Origin of the sequence: Pelagibacterium nitratireducens (assembly GCF_037044555.1) — a bacterium.
GTDB lineage: Bacteria > Pseudomonadota > Alphaproteobacteria > Rhizobiales > Devosiaceae > Pelagibacterium > Pelagibacterium nitratireducens.
On sequence record NZ_CP146276.1, the window covers coordinates 13,973 to 34,729 of the forward strand.

Here is a 20,757-nt window from a genome sequence, read left to right on the forward strand (position 1 = left end):
ACCTCAATGCCGCACTGGAACGGCATTCATTGGTCTGGACAACTGGGGTGAACGTATTGGGAGCTTACCTGATTTGTGCTACACGCACGCGTGATCTTGAAGAATGAGATTACGGCATGAACGCAGCCGAAAGCACGACCATCCTGATCGTCGAAGACGAAATTTTAATCCTTATCGATCTCGCGATGAGCTTGAGGAGCGCTGGATTTGACGTTTTAGAGGCGTCCAGTGCCGACGCGGCCATTGAGCTGCTGGAAAAGCATCCAGAAATTCGAGCCGTCATTACCGACATCGATATGCCGGGCTCGATGAACGGTCTGGCACTAGCGCACGCGGTGTTTGAGAAATGGCCCCCTTGCCGCCTCATCGTCGTATCGGGACACCATTTTGTCTCAATCGAAGAGCTGCCGAGTGGCGCCCGCTTCTTTTCCAAACCGGCTGATCCAATCGTGCTCAACTCAGCATTGGAAGAAATGGGTGTCGCTGCCTGACAAATGGTCAGCTGTCAGGAAACTCCATTTCCAAAATTGTTCCGGCACCCGATGAGGTAAATCGTGGTTCTCCACCTATCTGCCGGGCCAGCCCCTCGATGAGCTGCATGCCTGTGCCTTTGTGGCTCGTAGCGGAATCTTCTGGAAGGCCCGTGCCATTGTCGGAAAGGTGTAAAAGAAGGTTGCCTCCTTCAGTCCGCGTGATCCTGATGGCGATTTCGCCTTGCCCATCGTCGTCGTCGAATGCGTATTTGAAGCTATTGGTAACAAACTCATTGACGATGAGGCCGAGCGGCATCGCCGTATCGGTGGCAAGGCCGACATCGTCGATGTCGATGCTCAATGAAACGCCTTTCACTGCCTCTTCATGAAGATTGCGAAGACCCTCAACAAGCTTTGACACATACTCGCGCATGCACAGGCTCTCGAACGCATCAGTGGCGTAAAGCTGCTCGTGAACGAGCCTTAGCGTTTCAACCCTCGCCTCAACTACTTTCAGAGCTTCGCGGGTTTCGTCGGAGTTGGCCTCGCGGACCTTGGTGCGCACGAGGCTACCGATGGCTCCAATGTTGTTTTTAATGCGATGCTCCAGCTCACGCAGCAGTCTCTGGTTCTTGCTGAGGGACTCCTGCAACGAGTGGACCTTGTGCAGCCGGTCAATGACCGGGCCAAGAAACATCGCATAGGTGCGCACGAAATCGATGTCTTCCTGGCTGAAGTCGCGTTCTTCGAGACTATCGACTTGCAGTAGCCCATATACGATCGCACCCGGCAGAAGTATTGGAACGTTTATGGTCGCAACCACCCCAGCGTTCCGCATGAATTTTGGACGCTCATATTTTGTGTCGGTGGCGATGTTGGTCGTTGTAATGGGCCGGCGCTGTTCAATCGCCTGGCCTTCGGCAGTCTTGTCTCCAAAGGGGAAGCGGGTGCTCCCAACGATCCCTGGTTCCCAACCGACGCCTGCCTTAACGAGCACCTGGTCGCCGCCGGGAGTGATCTCCAGAATTTTTGCAAGGTTAGTGCCAAGCGCTCGCCCCACCAGGTGGCAGGCTTGGCTTAAAACCTCCAGCAGGTGATCGCTCCGAAGGGCGAGTTCCCCAAAATCTCCTAGCGCCTTTTGGCGCTCAATATACTGTTCTCGATTTGGCATAACTCACCCCCGCAACATTTTTTCAGCTAACCATAAATTAACGGCCCCTAAAAGGATCATCCCGGTTGAACGACAAGTTCGACCATTCCAAGACCACCTTGGTGCGGGAACCACTCCCGCCAATTGATCATTGTTGATCAACAACGAGAGTGTTTGATGACCGAAGTCGAAATCGTCATGCGGCTTGGCTTGGCCGTTGCAGGCGGGATATTTCTCGGCCTTGATCGCGAATTGCGCGGCATCTCGGCGGCATCCGCACCCATGGAATTGTGGCACTGAGTTCGGCGGCAATCACGGTATCAGCACTTTTGCTGTTTGACAGCCTCAACGCCAGCGGAAATGCGCAGAGCATCTCCTTTGCGTGTGGTGCAGGGCCTGGCTCAGGCCATCGGGTTTATTGCCGCCGGCGCAATTTTTGTCGCACGAGGCGATGTTCATAACCTTACCTCGGCGGCAAACCTGTGGCTGGCGGCAGCAATAGGAATTGCTGCTGGTGCCGGCCAATACGTTCTATTTGGGGCGGCACTCATCCTCGGTATTGTGCTGATCACGGTGGTGCGGCTGGCAGAGCGCCTTTTGCCGGGCAATAGCAAATCCGAAAGCAAAACCATTCCGGACACGATGGCTACTCCGATGAATAAAGATGGCACCGACAAAGCTCCCGTGCAAAAATCAGCAGACGCCCAAGCGACCAACACTGCAAACATCAGGAAAAAGCGGCGATAAAACAATGGCGAAGGACACCAGTAGATAGCTATGGACAAGAACCCGTTTGCAGGCAGAAAAATACTGATCGTCGAGGACGATTACATGATCGTCATCGACCTAATTCATCAATTGGAGCAGTTGGGTGCTCACATAATCGGTCCTGCCAGCAGCAATGAACAGGCGCTGAGGTTGATCGCAGAAACCGCATCCCTCGGTGGCGCGGTTCTCGATCTCAAAGTCAGTGGTGAAATGTCCGTGCCGGTAGCGGATGCGCTTTCGGAGAAGGGCATACGTTTTGTCTTCGCCACCGGCACGAATGCAAACGAGGTCCCAAAGAAATTTGCCCACGTTCCATTCTACGGCAAACCGGTGTCCATCCTTGAGATAGCGCAGGCCCTTTCGGTGTAGCTGAATGCAAGGGCCTGCAGCGCTAGTGAAGCACCGAGTTGCTCGACGGTGCTAGATAGCCCTTTCCGCTTTGTACGCTCGGGCACTTGGGGCAAGGCCAGAGAGCTATAGCCATTGGCTATAGCTCTCTGGTGCCACGCGAGGTCGCCCGCTTGCTCAACACGACGACCACTCTCAAGCATCAGACCGCGCTGTCGGTGGCCTATGGTGCGGGATTGCGCGTCGGCGAAGTTGCGCTGCTCAAGGTGCGCGATATCGACAGCGAGCGATCCGGGTCGAGCGGGGCAAAGGCGGACGATAACGCAATGCCATGCTCTCGCCCGATCTGCTTACCCTATTGCGCCAGTGGGCACTGTTCCAGCGCCTGTTCCTGACCCGGCTGCTCGAACTCCATGGTGCCGGAAAGCTCGTCTTCTTCGGCAAAGCTGGCGAGTCTCAGCGACCGGCGTGTCTTTCTGCGCCACCTTGCGCCCGTCCGAAGGAAGCGTTGGGTTGTTTATGCCAAGGCGCCCTTCGCCGGACCTGAAGCCGTTCTCGCCTATCTCTCGCGCTACACCCTCCGCGTAGCGATCTCGAACAGCCGCCTTATTGCCTTCGACCAGACCAGCGTCACCTTCCGATACAAGAATTACCGCTGCTCCGGCGCCGACCGGCAGCAGGTGATGACCATTGCCGCAGACGAGTTCATCAGCCCGCCGCCCACATACATGAGCGACAGGAGGATTGTGGGAATCCAGTAGACCCACTTGATGTTCATGGCTTGGCCTTACTTCAGGTTTGCGACGAAAACGTCGCGCAGGTCCTTTGGGGGACGGCCTGCGAGCTTCTCGACATCACCAGTTACCACGTCGAATGCTCCAGATGCGAAATCCTGCTGGATGCCGACAACCGCATTGATGACGAAGTCGGGCAGACCCATCTGCGCCATGCCAGTTTGCAGGGCCTCAACGGGAACCACGGCAAAGCCGATCTGGGTGCCGAGAACCTCCGAAGCCAGTGCCGCGCGTTCGGCGCCGGTGTAGCTCTTGGCACCGGTGGCATTGTAGATTGCTCCGGAATGACCTTCGGTCAGAACGATGCCGGCAGCGGCAGCAGCGACGTCTTCGCGGCTCACGAAAGCCACCTTGTTTTCGGCAAAACCAGTCAGGGCGCCAGACGATGCCGATTGCTTCACTTCATCGGCGAGGGCTTCCGCATAATAGTTCATGCGCAGGATCGTCCACTGCGGTGCGGACTTAATAAGCGCCTGCTCGCCCCGCCAGTAGCTTGCGCCGATGGCGGGCTCTGCCTGCTCGCGGGTACCGGCAGCCGAAAGGAGGACGATGTGCTTTACACCGGCAGCAACGGCAGCGGCGATCGCGGTTTCGTTCTGTGAGCCGCGCATGCCGGGACGCAGGTCGCCTGTAGGAATGAGGATGACTTTGTCGAGCCCGGCATAGGCTGTCGCCAGGGTCTCTGGCTTGTCGTAGTCGCCTTCGCGGCCTTCGACGCCGTCCGAGCTTTTGGGAGTGCGGGAGATGGCGACGATCTTGTGGCCCTGGTTGCGGGCCTGTAGCTCGCGGACGATGGCCTTGCCGAGGTTGCCACTTGCGCCGCTGACACCGATATTCATGATTGAGCCTTCCGTTACGTTCCGTTAGAGCGTAGCGATATGAAGGTTCGTTGATCGTTGCGCAAGAACGCACGATTTCGAACGTCACGCACCCAGAGGTGCGTAATGGAGACAATGATGGCCAAAACCAATCTCAAGCTCGTTGAAGTCGACTATGCCTCAGAAGGCGAGGCCAATTGCAAGGCGCTTGGCCAGATTTTCGAGCGCATCGGCGATAAATGGACGATTATGATCGTGGGGGCTCTGTCCCGAGGGCCCATGCGCTTTAATACCTTGCAGAGGTCAATCCCCGGGTTGTCCCATAAAATGCTCACGACAACCCTCCGTGGATTGGAGCGCGACGGGCTCGTGACGCGCACGGCATTCGCCACCATCCCGCCGCGTGTTGATTATGAGCTGACAGAGCAAGGCCGCTCGCTGCATGAACCGCTGCTGACCTTGGCCTCATGGGCACGATCACATCAGGACTATATCGAGGCATCACGCAAGAGTTTCGACGAACGCGCCGCCGAATAGGCCGCCATTGTGCAAGTGAAATGATGCCTGGACTTGTCTGGGCCGATGGCAGCTTTGCAACTTCGACTTTGAATGGGCAAATGACGGCAACGGGGTCGATTACAGACATCTATCTGAGATGGGCCACGGACGAAGGGTTGGCGCCCCGCCGATGCGGAGCGCTGGCCTGAGCGCCCCCCAAAGGGTGCTTTCGTCCGTGAATGGGAAAGGGAGCGCGAGGGAAGGGGCTTTGGGGCTTTGGCCTAACCTCGGCCGGTACGATGAAGGCGTTTCGCCTTCAGGGCTTCGATCATGACGGCCTGCACCTGCTTGGTGAAGGGGCCGCTGAATTTGCCGATCCGATTGCCGGATTCGAAATAGAAGCTGCGCGCCGGAATGTCCTCGTTCGCCTCGTCGGCGACGATCCACAGCCGCATATGGGCATCGAGACCCGCGCGCCGCTTCTCGATTTCGGGAACCTCTATGGCGTAGCGACTGGATTGCGGAACGCTGGTGATCGGCACCATAAGCAAGACCAGCTCGTCATTGCGGTTGCGCACGAGCAACGCCAGGACGACGGGCCGATCCTTGCGGCCCTCGGTTTCGCCGCCGGCCGCTTCCCGGCTCCACAGGAAGGGATAGCGCCACACGTCGCCAAGGCGCGGCGCGGAATCAGTCATTGTCGATGCTGTTTTGCAGGTCCGCGATCAGCTTGTCGGCCTCTTTGTCATCGAGGTCGTCGAGGCGGAACGCGCGCCGTGTGTCCTGGCCATGCGTCAGGCTCTCGTAGCGCTCCATCGACATGATGACGTAGCGCGGCTTGCGGTGTTTGGTGATCGCGACCGGCGAGATGGTCGCGGCTTCGAACAGGTCGCCGGTCTTGCGGGTCAGATCGGCAGCGGCAAATTCTTTCATGATCCGAACCTCGGTTGCGTTATACAGAATATACAGTACTTGCGATTATTCTGCAAACTCAAAGTGATGGGAAGGGAGCGCGAGGGAAGGGGCTTTAGGCTTCCCTCGTTGTCGTCGCAGCCGCTCGATGCGGCAGTGACCGCGGGGAGGCACTGGGGGCTGGGAGGCACTGGGGGCTGGGAGCCAAAACGGCGGCTCCAGCCTTCCGCCTGACCGTCCGGCGAGGACCGGGAGAGAGGGGGGCAAGGTCAAAATCCGGAGGGGGTTCACCCCGCCCGAGCGAACGCGAAGGGGCGGCGCGAATCCGCGCATGCGGATCCGCGTCGATCCTCCACGAGCCGTCTTGAGCGGCGAGGAAGGACGGGGAGACCGGATTTTGTCCTTGTGGGGGAGAGAGGGCAAGGCTTTTTCTCCCTTCTAAAGGGGAGAGTTGGCTGCATGAGCGGCCGCCGCAAGGCCGCGATCCGTTCGAGGCTGGGGGGCTTTCGAAATGAACCGCGGCCTGTCCCGTTGCCGGGATGCGAATAATCTACATCATCGGCCATGGGTCACAAGGCGAGGAGAGGAGCCGCCCTTGGAAAGCGGCTCCCCTGTCGGCGTGACAAGAAGGGCTGGCGACCTGCCACCACGCGACCTGGTTATCTTCAACATAGAGCAGGGCGACGGGATCTTTCAAATTTGTCGGAAACATCTCCCGAGTTTGGTTATCGGCCGGTCCGGCCGACGCACGATGCGATCGTAACCCGAATGGGCGGAGACGGCCCGCAGGGATAGCTCCGTGCGCTTGCGCATAGAGCGCGGTCGCGATGCGACGTGCCTCAGAGCCGCCCTTCAGACGCAAGCCCTCATGTTCAGTCGATCGGTGTTTGTTGGTGCTGAATAATTCGCCAGCCGTTTTCCTGTCGAACATATGTCGAGCTGCAGTAGGCAAAGTATGGGTCCGAATTCTCACGATGCCCCTCGGCTCGATAAGCCAGAACGACGGTGTCGTCCCCAGCACTGGTCGACTGTTCGGTCATCTGCACGTCGGTCCAGCGTGGCACGCCCTGAAGACTTTCGGCTATTGTATCACCTTGCATGATGCCGACGGGGGCCGAAAAGGTCATGATGCATTGAGGATGCAGCAGCTCGTGGTAGACGCTGACGCCTTCCAGCCAGAGGCGACGTTCATTGTTCCAAAGTTTTTCCATTCAAAAGCTCTCCTGCGTCTCTTCCTCGGGCAGGCCCTGTGAGCAATCAATCCAGGGCAGCCTACTTTCAACGCCGTAGTGGGAAGATGGTTTGGCCTGTTCGGGATGATCGAGCGAGCCGATGGTGAGCCGCAGGCGCTGATCGTCGTCATAACACAGGAAAAGCGGTGTGCCGCAATCTGGGCAGAATCCGCGTTCGGCGATCGGAGAGGAGCGATAGATATGAGGCTCCGGTCCAAGCCAGCGCACGGTGTCGGGCTCGAAGCGGACGAGGAGCGCGAACGGTCCGCCAGTCGCCTTCTTGCACATGTCGCAGTGGCAATATCCGACATAAGACGGCGGCTCGCTGCATTCGTAGCGGCGTTTGCCGCACTGACATCTACCCGTCCACTCCATGGGGCTTCTCCTTCGCAATTCGCTGAACAATGGTGCAGAGCCGACATTGTTGCCTGTCGCCGCCTGCTGGCAGCATTACGTGCCGACTTCGGCTCAATGGTCAGGCCGGCAAGGCCGCGCTACTTTTCTCTGGCTTGCCAAGATTTTGACGTTGCACAACAACGTCTTTAACAAGCGCTATGGTGGGCGCTTAAGGAGGCAGGGGCCGTGATACACGATTTCAGGACGATATCGACGCTGTGCAGAGTATTGACCCTGTGCCGATCATGCTGGACGTCGTCTGCCAGGCGACCGGAAACGCGGGCCCGGATTGGTAATGGCTGCCACTTCAACCGCGAAATGCGCGAAATAGTCGAGGCAGGGCTTCAAGATATCTCAGGTCGAAACCGGCTAACACGAAGGCCCCGAAGCCGATGGCGCTCATCTACGAAGGCCGAGCACATCCGTGAGAGGCTAGGTACCGGCCTGCATGGTCACCGGGTGATGAAACGCAGCCGACGACAAATGGCCTGAAATGCCGCGAACTCCAAGCCGATGCCGATCTCGAGAACACATATCCCTCACGCTAGTGGCAACGCGATGCCGGTAGTGCGTCAGCCGAGGGAGAAAGCATACTATAGAGTTCATCCGATCCGCGCCAGAACCGGAAAGACGTCTAGCAGCCAGTAAGATAGTGCGCTCAGCCGTCCGGTAATCATGGCGATCCCCATCAGGATCATGATCGCACCCGCAGCCTGATGCAGACGGCGGCCGACGCGACCGATGCTCCGCAGTTTTCCTGCAATCCTGTCCGTGAAGCCGGCTACGATCAAGAATGGCACACCGAGGCCCGCCGAATACACGGCGAGAAGGGCAATGCCTTGCCCCACCGTCGCGCTTGCAGCGCTGGCGGTGAGAATCGCACCGAGAATCGGGCCGATGCAGGGCGTCCAGCCGAAACCGAACGCGAGCCCGAGTACGTAGGACGCGACGGGCCGGCCCCCCGGAACATTTAGGTGAAAGCGGAGCTCGCGTTCCATAGTCGCAAAGCGTGCCGCACCGATCATGAACAGACCGAACAGGATTACAATGGCGCCCCCGATAAGATTGAGCTCGTAGCGCCAGCTCAGGAGCGCCTGCCCGAGGGCGGTAGCCGACGCGCCCAGCGCCATAAAGATCGTTGAAAAGCCAAGGACAAAGCAGAGGCTCAGCAAAACGACACGACGACGCGAGGGTACCGCTGCGCCCGTCACTGTCCCCCCGGCAACATACGATATGTAGCCTGGCACAAGGGGGAGAACACAGGGGGAAACGAACGATATGGCTCCGGCGAGGAGCACGGCGGTCAGCCCAAGAAGCGAGAGATCAGACATGGAACGTCTCCATGGCCGCCCGTCGCCACGGCCGAAGCTTGGCGGCCCTCACGTAGGCCGCTGTCCGCCTCACTCCCCACTGCAGGACGGGGCTGGGCCTTGCGCCAAGGAAGAGATGGAGATTGCGGTGTGCTCCTGCTTTGCGCACTTGAATGTTCAGCCATTCGCTGAAGATCGTGTAGCCCAGCACGAAGAGGATAGCCGCGGCAGTCACGGCAGCCATTCAAGAATGCGGTCGAGCATACTTGGCTCTGGCGGGTGAGCGTTCGTCAGACCGTTGATGTAAAGGATCATATTGATCCGTTCGAAGTCCGCCCCGTGGAAGATAGCGGCATGGCGGGTCCCGCGGGCGATGATGTGAGCCATTGGAGCGCCTTGATTGCGGCGCGACAACTCGCCGAGTTCGGCAATTAATTCGGTAATGGTATCTCCGCCTCCGGCTGTGACACGGAGCCAATTTGTGCCGTCCCACCCTTCGACAGCGGGCGCTTCGGGTGAAGCGACGGTAAGGAAAGTGACCATCTCACGCATCGGCGTGATGTTGATGGATTTCTGGACTTCGACCAGAAGAGCCTGCTGTTCGGTGCAAGGGCTACCACACTCATCGGGAAAGAAGCTCAGGACGATGATGCTGTCCGCCAGGTCGCGCAGGTCGAGTTCGACACCATTGGCGCTCATCAACTCGATGGCGGGCAGGGGTTGGTCGGCGATTTCGAAAGCCGGCTCCTTTTCGCCCATCGTCTCGTCAAGCCGTTCGCCCGGGTGATTGGCAAGGGCAGGTGTGGCAATACTTAGAATCGCAAGCAGGAGAAGCGTCCTCATTTGCTGCCCTCATGCGGGCCGCTCGCAGCCACTCCGAGAACCGGAACATCAACAGTGACTTCGCCGGCGGCCTCAAAATGGAGCGTGAGTGGAAAGATCGTGCCCTCAACGAGCTTCTCCGAAAGCCCCATCAGCATCAGGTGCATGCCCCCTGGAGCGAAATTCACCGCTTCTCCGGCGGGCAGATCGAGAGTTTCGCGATGTACCATTCGTCCGACCCCGTTAGCGTCGGTCTCAACGGCATGGATCATGACGCGGTCGGCTATGGGTGTTGATGCGCCGATCAGCCGGTCGTCCTTGTCGCTTTCCGCCGTCACGTAGGCCGCTCCAGGGCGGGAGGCGAGAATGCTGGCGCGCGCCCAAGGGTCGGTAACTGTAACCTCGGCGAGAGAGGCAAGAGGGGTTGCAAAGACGAGCGCCAGAGATATTAGGAACTTCATCTATTTTGGTCCTTTCGAATGCGCGCAAGAACCTGCTCGGCCATATCCTCTGGCGGCTGGTCCCGTTCCTGGAAAGCTGTTTCAAACTGGCCGTCCGGGCGCATCAGATAGATATGGCCGGCATGCGCCATCATGTAGCCGTCGGGGGCATTCTCATCGTCCATCCGCTCGTACCAGGTGCGGAAGTTGCGTGTCGCCTCGGCGACCTGTGCCTCAGTGCCAGTCAAACCAACGAGGCGGGGATGGAAGGCAGCGACATATTCGGCCATGACCGGGACGGTATCGCGCGCCGGGTCAACGGTGATAAACAGTGGTACCACGCGCTCTGCATCAGGACCGAGAAGATCGAGAACGCTCGCCATGTAAGCTAGCGTTGTGGGGCAGATGTCAGGACAGTGTGTGAAGCCGAAGAAGACGAGTTGCCAGCGCCCGGTGAAGTCGGCCTCTGTCACGGCGCGCCCAGTATGATCCATCAGAGTAAACTCCGAGCGAATGTCAGTTTCACCGATGGTGGCCACTTCGACAGAGATCCCTCCAGGCGTTGGCGGAAGCAAATAGGAGCGCGTCATCAGTGCGCCGCCAGTTGCAAGCAGGACTGCGGCCACGGCGCCCCAAAGCACCAGCCGGATACGCCGTAGACGACGGGTTGCTAATTCTGTGGTCATTCTTTCAACTCTTATGAGAAACCCGCCCAGGCATTCGCCCAGGCGGGTGCGCAAGTTCAGCCATCCTGCGGTTCGGTCACGGGCGACTCGATCTGGTTCGTCATGGCCTGCATCATCTCCGTGCAGGCCTCCATCATCGGACCCATTTGCTGCATCATCTGCATCATGCCCTGCATGCCGGTCATGTCGCCGTTCATCATGTTTCCGGGCATGGTCGTCTGATCCTGCATCATCTGATCAGGCGCCTGGCCACCGGCCTCCTGCGCGAACGCGGCCGTCGTCAGGAGCGCCGCCAGTGCGAACGCCGAAATGCTGAGTTTGGAAGCGATGTTCATGATAGTGTCCTTTCAGTTGCTGGTTAGTCCGTCTTGAACTCCGGCCCTCCGGCCGGATTGCTCTTGCTGCCGCAAGATTTCGAGCCGCCCATCATGCACATTCCTAGACCGCACATTACGGCGCAGGGCGCGAGGGCGAGGATCAGGGGGGCCGCTCCGATAGCCGTCATCCAACCCCAGTTCAGCCAAAGGCCCGCGGCGATCACAGCCATGCCAGCAAGGATGAGGCGGCGCCGGCCGAAGCGGATGCGAATGCCCGACGGGCGTGCGACGGGTGATAGGTTGGTTGCATCGGTGGTTATTTCGGTCATGGCTCAGGTTATCCCTTTGTGAGATTGATGATGGGCCGAAATTGCGCGACGGCTTCGGGGGTTATTCCATTTGGCCGGGCCTGCGAGCTGGCCGGTCTCGCGCCCCCGCGATTGATAAAAAAGATCGTCGGAGGGCTGGTTTCCGCCGGATGCGAGCGTCTTCAGCAGTTTTTCGGCGAGGTAGATGCCGAGATATCGGATCTCGATCTCGTGGGAGAGCGGCATCGGCCGAAGGGCCACAGCAGGAGGGTCGGCCAACGCCATTTCGCCGGCGAAAAAGGCGAGACGCTTCATGATCCGTCCTCCGCCTGCAATCGCCGCACGACGGAAAGGATATCCTCTTCGAGCGACGTTCGATCGAACGGTCCGACGTGCTTGTAAGCGATCCGCCCGTCGGCATCGACAACGAAGGTTTCGGGGAGACCGTAGACGCCCCAGTCGATTGCGACACGACCCGACTGGTCCGCACCGATCCGGGTGTAGGGGTCGCCAAGCTCTTCTAGGAAGGCCAATGCCTCCACGGCATCGTCCTTGAAATTGATTCCGTAGATTGGAACTATGCCGTCCTCGGCAAGCTCGTTGAGCAGAGGCATCTCCACCCGGCAGGGCACACACCACGATGCCCAGACATTGACAATCGATACCTGGTCGCGAAGATCGGCGGAAGAAAAGCCGGTCTGCCTGCCCTCGACCGGAGGAAGGTCGAACTCAGGGATCGGCTTGCCGATGAGTGTCGATGGCAGGCTGTCGTCGTTGTCGTTGAGCCCCCAGTAGAGCGCCAGTGCAACGGCGGCGAAGACCGCGACGGGCAACATCAGAACCAACCTGCCGACCCACGACGGAGCCCGACCTTCGCTTGTGCTCATGACCTGTCCTCGTCGTTCGCCGTGACCTTTGCCTGGAAGGTACGCTGGCGCTCGGGCCATGTGCTTTTGATGTAGGCCAGCACGGCGCGGATCTCGGCATCGTCCAATGTTCCTTCGAAGGCAGGCATGTCGCTCTCGTAGCCCGGCACGACCGCCTCGACACCGTTCTTCGTGATGGTGAACAGATCCTGGTCCGAATGGTGCCAGGTGTGCCCGGTTTCATCGTGCGGCGGGGCCGGCATGCGGCCGTTATCGAGCCTGCGCTTCCAGTCGGCTTGACCCTCCAAATTGGCCCCGTGGCAGGAGGCGCAGCTTTCCGCATAGAGTTGCCGTCCAACCGCAATTTCTTCCATCGTTACCGGCTCGCCCAGGACCGTCAGGCCCTCCGCACTCGCGTCGTGGTCCTGCTGTTGCGCGAGCGCGGCGATGGCCACAAGACTCGTAACAGTGGCACTGGCGATTATGATCAGTTTGCGGGTCATTTCGGCCCCCTCAGGTATTTCACCAGAGCCACGAGGCTTAGGACCAAGACCGCAAAAACAAGCAGCAAGACAAGACCGCCGCCGGCCATCATGAGGCCCATCATCGGTCCGTTCATCATTCCCATCATACACTCACTCATTGGAATAGACGGTGATCCCGTCCTCGCCGAATGCGTAAGTCTTAAGGGTGCCGCTTTTCTCGGGAGCCATGCCTGGGGCGTTTGCCGGCATTCCCGGCAGCGTGATGCCTTCAATCTCCGGGCGCTCGGTCAACAGCCGATCGATAATCGCGGTCGGCACAAGGCCGCTGACGTAATAGCCGTCGATCTCAGCCAGATGGCAGCCGAGTCCTTGCTCGGGAACACCCGCCTCGACCGAGCGCCTGTCGAAATCCTGGTCGTCGACGAGGGTCACCCGATAGCCGTTTGCCTGAAGATAGTCGGCGTATGTGTCACAACACCCGCAGCCCGGACTGCGCCAGATCGTGATTTCTCGGGAGAGCTCAGCCGCAGCCATCTCTCCCATGCCGGCGACAGTCTGCTGATCCGTCTGCGCACTGGAGAGTGTCGTGAACGCAATCGCTCCTCCGACTGCGAGAGCCGCGAGCGAGGCGAGGGCGAAGAGTTTTTTCATTATAGTCTCCATCAAGCGACCGCGAGAGTGGTCCAGTTTGCGCCGCCATCGCGGCTGAGTTTCAGGACGCCGTCGAGCGCGGCGATCAAACGTTTTTCATCGGCGGGATGAACAGCGACCGCCGAGGCAGAGCCCTGCGCGACATGCGACCAAACCACGCCGCCATCGCGGGACGTCCAGACGCCCGACGGCAGCGCGGCGTACAGTGTTTCGGGTGCAGAGAGTGCACTGGCGAGCGCTCGGACCGGTTCGCTCCTTGGGAGCGGAGCTTCCGAAGGAGGCGTGTCGCCTGCAACCAGGGCATCCATCGCGTCGCCGGGCTGGACGTCCTGCCAGCGGCAGAAGCAGTCGGGAACACGCGTCAGGCCCGCTGGGGTGCCGGCGTAGATCCAGATTCCGCCCATGCCCGTTGCCAAATCGACTGAAGCGAGCGCCAAAGGGTCACGTTCGGCGTCCTCGAGCCAGGGGCGATCGATAGCAAGACTCCAGTTTCCACCAGCGTCCTCGCTTTTCCAAAGGCCGTCCCCCCGGACTGCTGCATAAAACATGTCAGGTTGGCCGGCCGCTACGGCCACAGCATCGACTTCACCCTCGGCGAGCCCACGGGAGCGGGTTTCCCAGCTGCGGCCACCATCTTGGGACAAGACGACGCCGCCAGAAGCGAGACCGGCAAAGAGATGTCCCGGTTGCGCAGGGTGCGTGGCCAGGCCTAGAATGGCGGCAGGAACCGGCAGCGCTGTCCAGGACTTGCCGTTATCCTCGCTGCGGATCAGGTTCGAGCCAGCGGCGAGCAAAGCATCGCCATCGAAGGCGACGACCGCCATGGCCGAATCTGCCGGTACGGCAGCACGCAGAGCCATTGGTAATGCCGAGGTCCCGAGTGCAGCACCGGAACCTAGGATGAACATGCGGCGCGTGAGCGCCGGATATGAGTGGCGGGACATAATTATTCCTCATCAAACTCTCGGTCTACCGCCGGGGCCAGTGGGTGCCCCAGTCGGTAAGGACTGGATCGCGCGCGTCGGAGAAAATGCGTCGCCGAAGCACGAGATGACATTCCCGGATGCGCTCGCGCGCCGGGCGTCAGATCAGATGAGGGATCGAGGAGGTTGTTTGGCTGGGGGACCGGTAAGACCGCGCAGATTCTGCGTCACCACCGGATTAAGCGTCTGACGGGGAGACTGAAACATCCCCTGCGACTGCGGGACAAGCAAAGATGCGAAACCGCCCGCTCCACAGATGACGTCGCACGCGAAAGCCGTCTGGCCTTCGTCGCCACATGCGTCGCAATCGGGCATATCCATCGCGGCGTCGTCGGAGGCAATCATGGCGGCGGTCATCTCCGCCGAGCCCGTTGCATGCGCGACCGAACTTGCCGCGAAAGCGGCAAGGACGGTAACAACAATGAGCCGGACGAAGAACTTCATACTGATAACTTACCCTATAGGCGGTTGCACTTCCATAGATATGGTTGCGACCAATTGCGCCTTCGAATGCCTTTAGGCTGTTCCGGAGTGAGCCAGATCGTTGACGATCGGACATTCAGGACGATCGTCGCCATTGCAGCGATCGACAAGATCACGGAGTGTTGCACTCAACGACTGCAGCTCCGATATCTTCTTATCGACATGGGCAAGATGCTTTGCGGCAATCTTCTTGACCTCTGAACTCGATCGCTCACGATCCTCGTACAGGGACAAAAGCGTCCGGCACTCATCTATGCTGAATCCAAGGGATCGGGCGCGGCACAGAAATGTGAGCTTGTGCAAGTCCTCAGACTCGAAATCACGATATCCGTTTTCGCTTCGCGAGGGCCGCACCAAGCCAATCTGCTCATAATACCGTATGGTCTTGGCTGGCAAACCGCTCTGTTCAGAGACATCTCCGATGTTCATCGTGGCAGTACCTTTTATCCACTTCCCAGCCTTACGTAAGGGTTCCACCGATGGGAAGGTCAATGGGGGTTCGACGTTTTTTTAAGCCTTGACCTTCCCATCGGTGGAAGCGCTACTTTTTGGTGCTCAACTGCTTGGAGGGTTGACCATGGACGTAGCGCGCGCCAATTCGGGAATGACCAGAGACCCAGTCTGCGGCATGGTGGTAGAGACGGGGGACAGCAGCCCCCGCCATGAGCACAAAGGCCATCTCTACCACTTTTGCTCCGAGAATTGCCGGTCTCGCTTCGCCGCCTCGCCTAGCGACTTTATAGAGGCCGTCGATCCGGTCTGCGGCATGGCAGTCGATCGGGCGACTGCCAAACACTTGTCCTCGTATTCGGGCGAAAACTTCTACTTCTGCTCGGCTCGCTGCAAGGAGAAGTTCGAAGCGGCCCCCGAGACATACCTCAAGGGCAAGCCGACGCCAGAACCTATGCCAGCCGGCACGATCTACACCTGCCCGATGCACCCTGATATCGAGCAGGTTGGACCGGGGGACTGCCCGATCTGCGGGATGGCGCTGGAGCCCAAAGGCGTCCCGCAGGGCGACGAAGGCCCAAACCCAGAACTGGTCGACTTCTCCCGGAGGTTCTGGATTGGTGTCGTCCTGACCATTCCGGTTCTCCTTTTGGCAATGGGCGGCTATGTCGGTATCCCGATCCGTAGTTGGACCGGGGAGCGACTTGCCCACTGGCTAGAACTCATTCTAGCCACGCCGGTGATCCTTTGGGCGGGGTGGCCGTTCCTGGTGCGGGGGTGGAAAAGCTTCCGCAGCCTGAACCTCAACATGTTCAGTCTGATCGCCATGGGGATTTTTGCGGCGTGGGCGTTCAGCACTGTCGCCGTAATCGCACCAGGCCTTTTCCCCAGCGGATTTCGCGACGCTGAGGGGAACGTCGGTATCTATTTCGAGGCTGGGTCTGTGATTGTGGTTCTCGTCCTCCTGGGCCAGATCCTGGAGCTGCGAGCGCGCGAGCGGACTGGCTCGGCCATCCGCGCGCTGCTCGATCTCGCGGCCAAGAGCGCTCGCGTGATCCGCGAGGGTGGCGTTGAAGAGGAGGTGCCGCTCGAAGATGTGGAGATCGGCGAGCGACTCCGGGTGCGTCCGGGTGAAAAAGTGCCGGTCGACGGCGAGGTCGTGGAAGGACGGTCGTCGGTGGACGAGTCGATGCTGACGGGCGAACCGGTGCCGGTAGAGAAAATCGCGGGCGATCCTGTCACCGGAGCAACGATCAACGGGACCGGAAGTCTCATCATAGAGGCCAAGAGAGTGGGCAAGGACACGATGCTCGCGCAGATCGTCGAGATGGTGGCGGCCGCGCAGAGATCGCGCGCGCCAATCCAAAAGCTTGCCGACGCTGTAGCCGGTTACTTCGTACCGGCGGTGATTGCGATCGCGGTGCTGTCGTTCCTCGCCTGGTCTATTTGGGGTCCGTCGCCTGCGCTGGCCTATGCTCTTATCTCAGCCATTGCCGTTCTCATCATTGCCTGCCCCTGCGCGCTCGGTCTTGCCACGCCAATGTCGATCATGACGGCGACGGGGCGCGGTGCGCAAGCGGGCGTGCTCATCAAGAATGCCGAAGCGTTAGAAGCTTTCGAGAAAGTGGATACGCTGATCGTCGACAAGACCGGAACGCTTACGGTTGGCAAGCCGGAGCTTTCCGTCGTGCTGCCCGAGAGAGGTCATGACGAAGCCGAGATTCTGCGCCTCGCAGCAAGCCTGGAGCGGGGCTCAGAACATCCGCTGGCGGAGGCGATCGTCCGGGGTGCCGAGGCGCGAGGCCTCACGCTCGCCAAGGCCGACGATTTCGAGGCGGTCACCGGGATGGGTGTGAAAGGCGTGGTAGACGGCAAGGCGGTCGCATTGGGCAATGCGAGGATGCTGGCGGAGCTCGGGGTCGAGGCACCGTCAGCTGCCGAGACCGCAAACGCCCGGCGCGATGAGGGGGAGACCGTCATGTTCGTCGTCGTTGATGGCGGGGTCGCGGGTCTCGTAAGCGTTGCGGATCCCGTCAAGGAGACGACGCCGGCCGCGCTCAAGGCGCTGCATGACCTCGGCTTCCGGATCGTTATGGCAACGGGCGACAATGAGCGAACCGCGCGCGCTGTTGCGGGCCGCCTCGGCATCGATGAAGTCCGCGCCGACGTGCTGCCCGAGGATAAGGCGCGCATCATTCGCGATCTGCAATCGGAGGGACGCAAGGTGGCCATGGCCGGGGACGGGGTAAACGACGCCCCCGCCCTGGCACAGGCCGATGTCGGCATCGCAATGGGCACGGGGGCTGACGTCGCGATCGAGAGCGCCGGCTTCACCCTGGTCAAGGGCGATCTTGGCGGGATCGTGAGGGCGCGCCGCCTATCCCTCGCCACGATGCGCAACATTCGGCAGAACCTGTTCTTCGCGATGATATACAACACCGTCGGCGTTCCGATCGCTGCCGGTCTCCTTTATCCGTTCTTCGGACTGCTGATCTCGCCAATGTTCGCGGCCGCCGCAATGAGCCTCTCGTCCGTCTCGGTGATTGGCAATGCGCTCAGGCTGAGATCGGTTCGATTATCGTCGCACATGGGCGGCCAGTAACGACAAAAGCCTGAACACCAAGTGGCAGTCGCCAGCTCCAAGTAAAATTGCTGTCCGGCATGATGGGTGACCGCAATTCGAACTTTTTTTGCAACCTCGATGATCTGAGGCACTTTCTCTTGGAGGAGTGTTGACCGACCGATGACGTGTTGACCCACTATTACAAGTCTCGAGGAGGCTGGAATGAATTTGCTTTCCCGCTCCGGCGACTGGATCTTCACACCGCGAAGCGCGGAGCCGAAAAAAATCTATAGCGGGAATGGAGGGGCTGAACTGAATGATAGGCGGCATGACCCTTATTGTGGGTTTGGCACTGATTGTGCTCGTGATCGGGGTACCAATCAAACATCGGAGGGGTTGAAGCCGGACAAACTGCCACGACCCGGGGGGCAGGGATGAGGGGCGGCAAGGACATTGTTATCGTCACGGGCAGCAGCGGTTTTATTGGTTCCGCCGTCATCCGCAAATTGGCCGGGCGGTTCACCCTCATCGGACTGGACCGGGAAACATCGCCTCACCCCCCTTCGGAAGCCGAATGCGTATGCATTGATTTGACCTCGCAAGAAAGCGTTGCGGCAGCGCTTGAACGCGTTCGCACTGCCTATGGCAACCGTATCGCCTCGGTGATTCATCTCGCCGCGTATTTTGATCTGAGCGGCGAGCCGAACCCCAAATACGAGCAGGTTACGGTCCACGGGACCGAGCGGCTGCTCCGCGGTCTACAGGCGTTCGATGTCGAGCAATTCATTTTCACCAGCACAATGCTGGTCCATGCACCGGGCAGGCGCGGCGAGCCGATCGACGAGGACTGGGCGCTCGATGCAAAGCTCCCTTACCGAGCCTCCAAGATTCGAACGGAGGAGCTGATCCATGAAATGCGCGGACGCGTGCCCGCTCTCATAGTACGCCCAGCCGGCGTCTACGATGACATGTGCCACTCGGCATTTCTCTCCCGTCAGATCGCGCGCATTTACGAGCGCCAGCTGATCAGCCACGTCTATCCCGGCGATCTCGATTCCGGTCAGCCTTTCCTGCACCTCGACGATCTCACCGATGCTTTGCAAGACGCTATTGATCGCCGCAAAGAACTATCGTCAGAAGTACCAATCCTTCTGGGCGAGCCCGAAACGCTCAGTTTTGGCGAGCTCCAGCGCGACCTTGGCCGCCTCATTCATGATGAGGATTGGGAAACTCGCACGGTCCCGAAGTCGGTCGCGCGTGCCGGTGCTTGGATTGAAGGAGAGGTTTTCGACGAGGATCCGTTTATCCGGCCGTGGATGGTCGACATCTCCGATGACCATTATGAACTGAATATTGCTCGCGCCCGGGATTTGCTCGAATGGCAGCCCAAGCATTCCTTGCGTGAGACGCTGCCGAAAATGATCGATGCGCTGAAAGCCGATCCGGTCGGCTGGTATAAGGCCAACAAGCTGAATTCGGCGAAAGTCGCCTCGCAGCAGGTCGAAAAGGAGCAGCAGAGCCACAGCAGCAAAGAGCCGCGCGAGCATCAGGAAATGATGCGCGAGCATAAGCAGGGAATGCGGCAAATGCATTTCAATATGCTCTGGGTGCATTTCCTTAATATCCTGCTCGGGCTTTGGCTCGCCACCAGCCCGTTTGTCTTCGGCACATTCGGTGAGGACAATTTCCGTGAAGCAGTATTGCGCGTCACGGAAGAACGCGGACTGTGGGACCCGGCGCTGCGGAGCGCGCTTACCGCCTGGAGCGGCCTGGTCAGCGGCATTCTGATCATGGTTTTCAGCGCTCTGTCACTGTCACCGCGCTTCAGTTGGGCGCCATGGGCGAATACCGCAGTCGGAATCTGGCTTCTCTTCGCGCCACTCATCTTCTGGACCCCAAACGCCGCCGTTTATGCCAATGACACATTGGTGGGCGCACTCGTGATTACTTTTGCCATCCTCGTGCCGATGATGCCAGGCATGAGCCACGAAGGCATGATGGACTCCTCCGACATGCCCCCTGGCTGGACCTATTCGCCCTCAACCTATTTGCAGCGCCTGCCGATCATCGCGCTCGGCGCCATTGGGTTCGTTATTTCCCGGGTGCTTGCCGCCTATCAGCTGGGCCATATCGATGGCGTCTGGGAACCGTTCTTTTCCGGCGATGCGGTCCGGAATGGCACCGAGTATATTATCACTTCGGACGTTTCCAAAGCCTGGCCAATTGCGGATGGTGGTCTGGGCGCCACCACTTACATGTTTGAGGTGTTGATGGGCGTCATGGGAGGCCGCGCCCGCTGGCGTACGATGCCATGGATGGTCCTCCTGTTCGGCATTGTCGTCGTGCCGCTCGGTGTCATATCGATCTACTTCATCATCATTCAGCCGATCGTTATCGGCACTTATTGCACGCTGTGCCTGCTGGCTGCGCTCGCGATGCTGATCATGATTCCATATTCGCTCGATGAACTCGTGGCGATGGGGCAGTTCCTGGTCCTAAACAAGCGGCGCGGACGACCGTTCTGGCGATCTTTCTTCAAGGGCGACGCGCTGCCCGGCAGCGGCGAGGACAAGCAGTCCGGCTTCGATTCCGATCTCGGGGGCACCATCAAGTCGGCGACCCGTGGGGTGACTGTACCGTGGACGCTCGTTGGAAGCGCTGCCGTTGGCCTTTGGCTTATGTTCAGCCGTCTAGCGTTCGGTACCGAGCCACCGATGGCGGACAGCGATCATCTGGTCGGCGCGCTCATTGTCACCGTTGCCGTGATGGCTATGGCGGAAGTCGCGCGGCCCTTGCGCTTCATCAACGTAGCCTTTGGGCTGTGGCTGATTGCGTCGCCTTGGCTGCTTATCGGCGCGGCGCCGCTCGCTTCGGGGGCAAGCGTTATCACCGGCATTCTCCTGATCGGCCTTAGCCTGCCGCGCGGTCCCCGTAGTAAGGAGCATTATGGGAGCTGGGACCGCTATGTCGTGTGAGCCGTGAGAATCCGCGGCTTGTCGCGACA

The 20,757-nt window shown here is 59.6% G+C and carries 26 protein-coding genes and 2 pseudogenes; 9 read left to right on the plus strand and 19 right to left on the minus strand.

Annotated features, from left to right (window positions below; all coding sequences use genetic code 11):
- Nucleotides 1–116: 116 nt before the first annotated feature.
- Nucleotides 117–491: a response regulator gene (locus V6617_RS18215; RefSeq protein WP_338610955.1), complete on the plus strand. Its 375-nt coding sequence runs from the start codon at nt 117–119 to the stop codon at nt 489–491.
- A gap of 7 nt (nt 492–498) precedes the next feature.
- On the opposite strand, the gene V6617_RS18220 is transcribed toward V6617_RS18215, so the two are convergent.
- A complete protein-coding gene (locus V6617_RS18220) occupies nt 499–1,644 on the minus strand; it encodes a histidine kinase dimerization/phosphoacceptor domain -containing protein (RefSeq protein WP_338610957.1) in 1,146 nt (381 codons plus the stop codon).
- Nucleotides 1,645–1,800: 156 nt separating this feature from the next.
- On the opposite strand from V6617_RS18220, the gene V6617_RS18225 reads away from it, so the two are divergent.
- The 5 genes and pseudogenes from V6617_RS18225 to V6617_RS18245 all read left to right on the plus strand — a co-directional run.
- Entirely contained in the window at nt 1,801–1,923 is a 123-nt protein-coding gene (locus V6617_RS18225; protein WP_338610959.1) for a hypothetical protein, read from the plus strand.
- 84 nt (nt 1,924–2,007) lie between these two features.
- Complete coding sequence (locus tag V6617_RS18230; protein ID WP_338611049.1) at nt 2,008–2,370, plus strand: MgtC/SapB family protein; 363 nt, start codon at nt 2,008–2,010, stop codon at nt 2,368–2,370.
- 30 nt (nt 2,371–2,400) lie between these two features.
- Entirely contained in the window at nt 2,401–2,760 is a 360-nt protein-coding gene (locus tag V6617_RS18235; RefSeq protein ID WP_338610961.1) for a response regulator, read from the plus strand.
- Nucleotides 2,761–2,900: 140 nt separating this feature from the next.
- Nucleotides 2,901–3,058: pseudogene (locus V6617_RS18240) on the plus strand (tyrosine-type recombinase/integrase); the annotation flags it as partial.
- Nucleotides 3,059–3,112: 54 nt separating this feature from the next.
- Nucleotides 3,113–3,449, plus strand: a pseudogene (locus tag V6617_RS18245) (transposase); the annotation flags it as partial.
- 77 nt (nt 3,450–3,526) lie between these two features.
- Here the strand turns inward: V6617_RS18245 and V6617_RS18250 are convergent.
- Nucleotides 3,527–4,372, minus strand: coding sequence for an SDR family oxidoreductase (locus tag V6617_RS18250; RefSeq protein ID WP_338610963.1), 846 nt, complete (start codon nt 4,370–4,372; stop codon nt 3,527–3,529).
- A 117-nt stretch (nt 4,373–4,489) separates the two neighbouring features.
- On the opposite strand from V6617_RS18250, the gene V6617_RS18255 reads away from it, so the two are divergent.
- Nucleotides 4,490–4,888: a helix-turn-helix domain-containing protein gene (locus tag V6617_RS18255; RefSeq protein ID WP_338611050.1), complete on the plus strand. Its 399-nt coding sequence runs from the start codon at nt 4,490–4,492 to the stop codon at nt 4,886–4,888.
- 242 nt (nt 4,889–5,130) lie between these two features.
- Here V6617_RS18255 and V6617_RS18260 read toward each other — a convergent pair whose 3' ends face one another.
- From V6617_RS18260 to cueR, 17 genes are all read right to left on the minus strand, one after another.
- Nucleotides 5,131–5,547 carry a hypothetical protein gene (locus V6617_RS18260; protein ID WP_338610965.1) on the minus strand — a complete coding sequence of 139 codons (417 nt, stop codon included), beginning with the start codon at nt 5,545–5,547 and terminating at the stop codon, nt 5,131–5,133.
- Nucleotides 5,540–5,782, minus strand: a complete 243-nt coding sequence (locus tag V6617_RS18265; protein ID WP_338610967.1) for a type II toxin-antitoxin system prevent-host-death family antitoxin — start codon at nt 5,780–5,782, stop codon at nt 5,540–5,542. The genes V6617_RS18260 and V6617_RS18265 overlap by 8 nt, the downstream gene beginning before the upstream one ends.
- Nucleotides 5,783–6,633: 851 nt before the next feature.
- On the minus strand, nt 6,634–6,972 hold the full coding sequence (locus V6617_RS18270) for a nuclear transport factor 2 family protein (RefSeq protein WP_338610969.1): 339 nt from the start codon (nt 6,970–6,972) through the stop codon (nt 6,634–6,636).
- Nucleotides 6,973–7,368: a GFA family protein gene (locus V6617_RS18275; RefSeq protein ID WP_338610971.1), complete on the minus strand. Its 396-nt coding sequence runs from the start codon at nt 7,366–7,368 to the stop codon at nt 6,973–6,975.
- A 623-nt stretch (nt 7,369–7,991) separates the two neighbouring features.
- Entirely contained in the window at nt 7,992–8,720 is a 729-nt protein-coding gene (locus V6617_RS18280; protein WP_338610973.1) for a cytochrome c biogenesis CcdA family protein, read from the minus strand.
- A gap of 210 nt (nt 8,721–8,930) precedes the next feature.
- Nucleotides 8,931–9,542 carry a hypothetical protein gene (locus tag V6617_RS18285; protein ID WP_338610975.1) on the minus strand — a complete coding sequence of 204 codons (612 nt, stop codon included), beginning with the start codon at nt 9,540–9,542 and terminating at the stop codon, nt 8,931–8,933.
- A complete protein-coding gene (locus V6617_RS18290) occupies nt 9,539–9,982 on the minus strand; it encodes a copper chaperone PCu(A)C (RefSeq protein WP_338610977.1) in 444 nt (147 codons plus the stop codon). The genes V6617_RS18285 and V6617_RS18290 overlap by 4 nt, the downstream gene beginning before the upstream one ends.
- Nucleotides 9,979–10,647: an SCO family protein gene (locus tag V6617_RS18295; RefSeq protein WP_338610978.1), complete on the minus strand. Its 669-nt coding sequence runs from the start codon at nt 10,645–10,647 to the stop codon at nt 9,979–9,981. Before V6617_RS18295 ends, V6617_RS18290 begins: the two co-directional genes overlap by 4 nt.
- Before the next feature lie 56 nt (nt 10,648–10,703).
- Complete coding sequence (locus tag V6617_RS18300; protein WP_338610979.1) at nt 10,704–10,982, minus strand: hypothetical protein; 279 nt, start codon at nt 10,980–10,982, stop codon at nt 10,704–10,706.
- 23 nt (nt 10,983–11,005) lie between these two features.
- Nucleotides 11,006–11,293, minus strand: a complete 288-nt coding sequence (locus tag V6617_RS18305) for a hypothetical protein (protein WP_338610980.1) — start codon at nt 11,291–11,293, stop codon at nt 11,006–11,008.
- Nucleotides 11,294–11,296: 3 nt separating this feature from the next.
- Complete coding sequence (locus V6617_RS18310; protein ID WP_189424547.1) at nt 11,297–11,587, minus strand: hypothetical protein; 291 nt, start codon at nt 11,585–11,587, stop codon at nt 11,297–11,299.
- On the minus strand, nt 11,584–12,159 hold the full coding sequence (locus tag V6617_RS18315; RefSeq protein ID WP_189424545.1) for a DsbE family thiol:disulfide interchange protein: 576 nt from the start codon (nt 12,157–12,159) through the stop codon (nt 11,584–11,586). The genes V6617_RS18310 and V6617_RS18315 overlap by 4 nt, the downstream gene beginning before the upstream one ends.
- On the minus strand, nt 12,156–12,641 hold the full coding sequence (locus tag V6617_RS18320; RefSeq protein ID WP_189424543.1) for a c-type cytochrome: 486 nt from the start codon (nt 12,639–12,641) through the stop codon (nt 12,156–12,158). The genes V6617_RS18315 and V6617_RS18320 overlap by 4 nt, the downstream gene beginning before the upstream one ends.
- Before the next feature lie 132 nt (nt 12,642–12,773).
- On the minus strand, nt 12,774–13,274 hold the full coding sequence (locus V6617_RS18325) for a DUF411 domain-containing protein (RefSeq protein ID WP_189424541.1): 501 nt from the start codon (nt 13,272–13,274) through the stop codon (nt 12,774–12,776).
- An 11-nt stretch (nt 13,275–13,285) separates the two neighbouring features.
- Nucleotides 13,286–14,134 (minus strand): hypothetical protein, encoded by an 849-nt coding sequence (locus V6617_RS18330; protein WP_338610987.1) that lies wholly within the window; start codon nt 14,132–14,134, stop codon nt 13,286–13,288.
- Nucleotides 14,135–14,362: 228 nt separating this feature from the next.
- Complete coding sequence (locus V6617_RS18335; RefSeq protein ID WP_189424539.1) at nt 14,363–14,701, minus strand: hypothetical protein; 339 nt, start codon at nt 14,699–14,701, stop codon at nt 14,363–14,365.
- A 72-nt stretch (nt 14,702–14,773) separates the two neighbouring features.
- Complete coding sequence (gene cueR / locus V6617_RS18340) at nt 14,774–15,169, minus strand: Cu(I)-responsive transcriptional regulator (RefSeq protein ID WP_189424741.1); 396 nt, start codon at nt 15,167–15,169, stop codon at nt 14,774–14,776.
- 148 nt (nt 15,170–15,317) lie between these two features.
- On the opposite strand from cueR, the gene V6617_RS18345 reads away from it, so the two are divergent.
- Nucleotides 15,318–17,792, plus strand: a complete 2,475-nt coding sequence (locus tag V6617_RS18345) for a heavy metal translocating P-type ATPase (RefSeq protein WP_210310430.1) — start codon at nt 15,318–15,320, stop codon at nt 17,790–17,792.
- A gap of 395 nt (nt 17,793–18,187) precedes the next feature.
- Nucleotides 18,188–20,728: an SPW repeat domain-containing protein gene (locus tag V6617_RS18350; RefSeq protein WP_189424537.1), complete on the plus strand. Its 2,541-nt coding sequence runs from the start codon at nt 18,188–18,190 to the stop codon at nt 20,726–20,728.
- Nucleotides 20,729–20,757: the final 29 nt, after the last annotated feature.

Bases quoted from the DNA above. Each gene is read 5' to 3' on its own strand.
- V6617_RS18335 (WP_189424539.1), bottom strand. From the start codon at position 14,701: ATGAAGTTCTTCGTCCGGCTCATTGTTGTTACCGTCCTTGCCGCTTTC.
- V6617_RS18275 (WP_338610971.1), bottom strand. From the start codon at position 7,368: ATGGAGTGGACGGGTAGATGTCAGTGCGGCAAACGCCGCTACGAATGC.
- V6617_RS18250 (WP_338610963.1), bottom strand. From the start codon at position 4,372: ATGAATATCGGTGTCAGCGGCGCAAGTGGCAACCTCGGCAAGGCCATC.
- V6617_RS18315 (WP_189424545.1), bottom strand. From the start codon at position 12,159: ATGAGCACAAGCGAAGGTCGGGCTCCGTCGTGGGTCGGCAGGTTGGTT.
- V6617_RS18215 (WP_338610955.1), top strand. From the start codon at position 117: ATGAACGCAGCCGAAAGCACGACCATCCTGATCGTCGAAGACGAAATT.
- V6617_RS18220 (WP_338610957.1), bottom strand. From the start codon at position 1,644: ATGCCAAATCGAGAACAGTATATTGAGCGCCAAAAGGCGCTAGGAGAT.
- V6617_RS18290 (WP_338610977.1), bottom strand. From the start codon at position 9,982: ATGAAGTTCCTAATATCTCTGGCGCTCGTCTTTGCAACCCCTCTTGCC.
- V6617_RS18255 (WP_338611050.1), top strand. From the start codon at position 4,490: ATGGCCAAAACCAATCTCAAGCTCGTTGAAGTCGACTATGCCTCAGAA.
- V6617_RS18225 (WP_338610959.1), top strand. From the start codon at position 1,801: ATGACCGAAGTCGAAATCGTCATGCGGCTTGGCTTGGCCGTTGCAGGC.
- V6617_RS18280 (WP_338610973.1), bottom strand. From the start codon at position 8,720: ATGTCTGATCTCTCGCTTCTTGGGCTGACCGCCGTGCTCCTCGCCGGA.
- V6617_RS18295 (WP_338610978.1), bottom strand. From the start codon at position 10,647: ATGACCACAGAATTAGCAACCCGTCGTCTACGGCGTATCCGGCTGGTG.
- V6617_RS18265 (WP_338610967.1), bottom strand. From the start codon at position 5,782: ATGAAAGAATTTGCCGCTGCCGATCTGACCCGCAAGACCGGCGACCTG.
- V6617_RS18270 (WP_338610969.1), bottom strand. From the start codon at position 6,972: ATGGAAAAACTTTGGAACAATGAACGTCGCCTCTGGCTGGAAGGCGTC.
- V6617_RS18285 (WP_338610975.1), bottom strand. From the start codon at position 9,542: ATGAGGACGCTTCTCCTGCTTGCGATTCTAAGTATTGCCACACCTGCC.
- V6617_RS18260 (WP_338610965.1), bottom strand. From the start codon at position 5,547: ATGACTGATTCCGCGCCGCGCCTTGGCGACGTGTGGCGCTATCCCTTC.
- V6617_RS18330 (WP_338610987.1), bottom strand. From the start codon at position 14,134: ATGGCTCTGCGTGCTGCCGTACCGGCAGATTCGGCCATGGCGGTCGTC.
- V6617_RS18325 (WP_189424541.1), bottom strand. From the start codon at position 13,274: ATGAAAAAACTCTTCGCCCTCGCCTCGCTCGCGGCTCTCGCAGTCGGA.
- V6617_RS18305 (WP_338610980.1), bottom strand. From the start codon at position 11,293: ATGACCGAAATAACCACCGATGCAACCAACCTATCACCCGTCGCACGC.
- V6617_RS18350 (WP_189424537.1), top strand. From the start codon at position 18,188: ATGAGGGGCGGCAAGGACATTGTTATCGTCACGGGCAGCAGCGGTTTT.
- V6617_RS18345 (WP_210310430.1), top strand. From the start codon at position 15,318: ATGGACGTAGCGCGCGCCAATTCGGGAATGACCAGAGACCCAGTCTGC.
- V6617_RS18310 (WP_189424547.1), bottom strand. From the start codon at position 11,587: ATGAAGCGTCTCGCCTTTTTCGCCGGCGAAATGGCGTTGGCCGACCCT.
- V6617_RS18320 (WP_189424543.1), bottom strand. From the start codon at position 12,641: ATGACCCGCAAACTGATCATAATCGCCAGTGCCACTGTTACGAGTCTT.
- V6617_RS18235 (WP_338610961.1), top strand. From the start codon at position 2,401: ATGGACAAGAACCCGTTTGCAGGCAGAAAAATACTGATCGTCGAGGAC.
- cueR (WP_189424741.1), bottom strand. From the start codon at position 15,169: ATGAACATCGGAGATGTCTCTGAACAGAGCGGTTTGCCAGCCAAGACC.
- V6617_RS18300 (WP_338610979.1), bottom strand. From the start codon at position 10,982: ATGAACATCGCTTCCAAACTCAGCATTTCGGCGTTCGCACTGGCGGCG.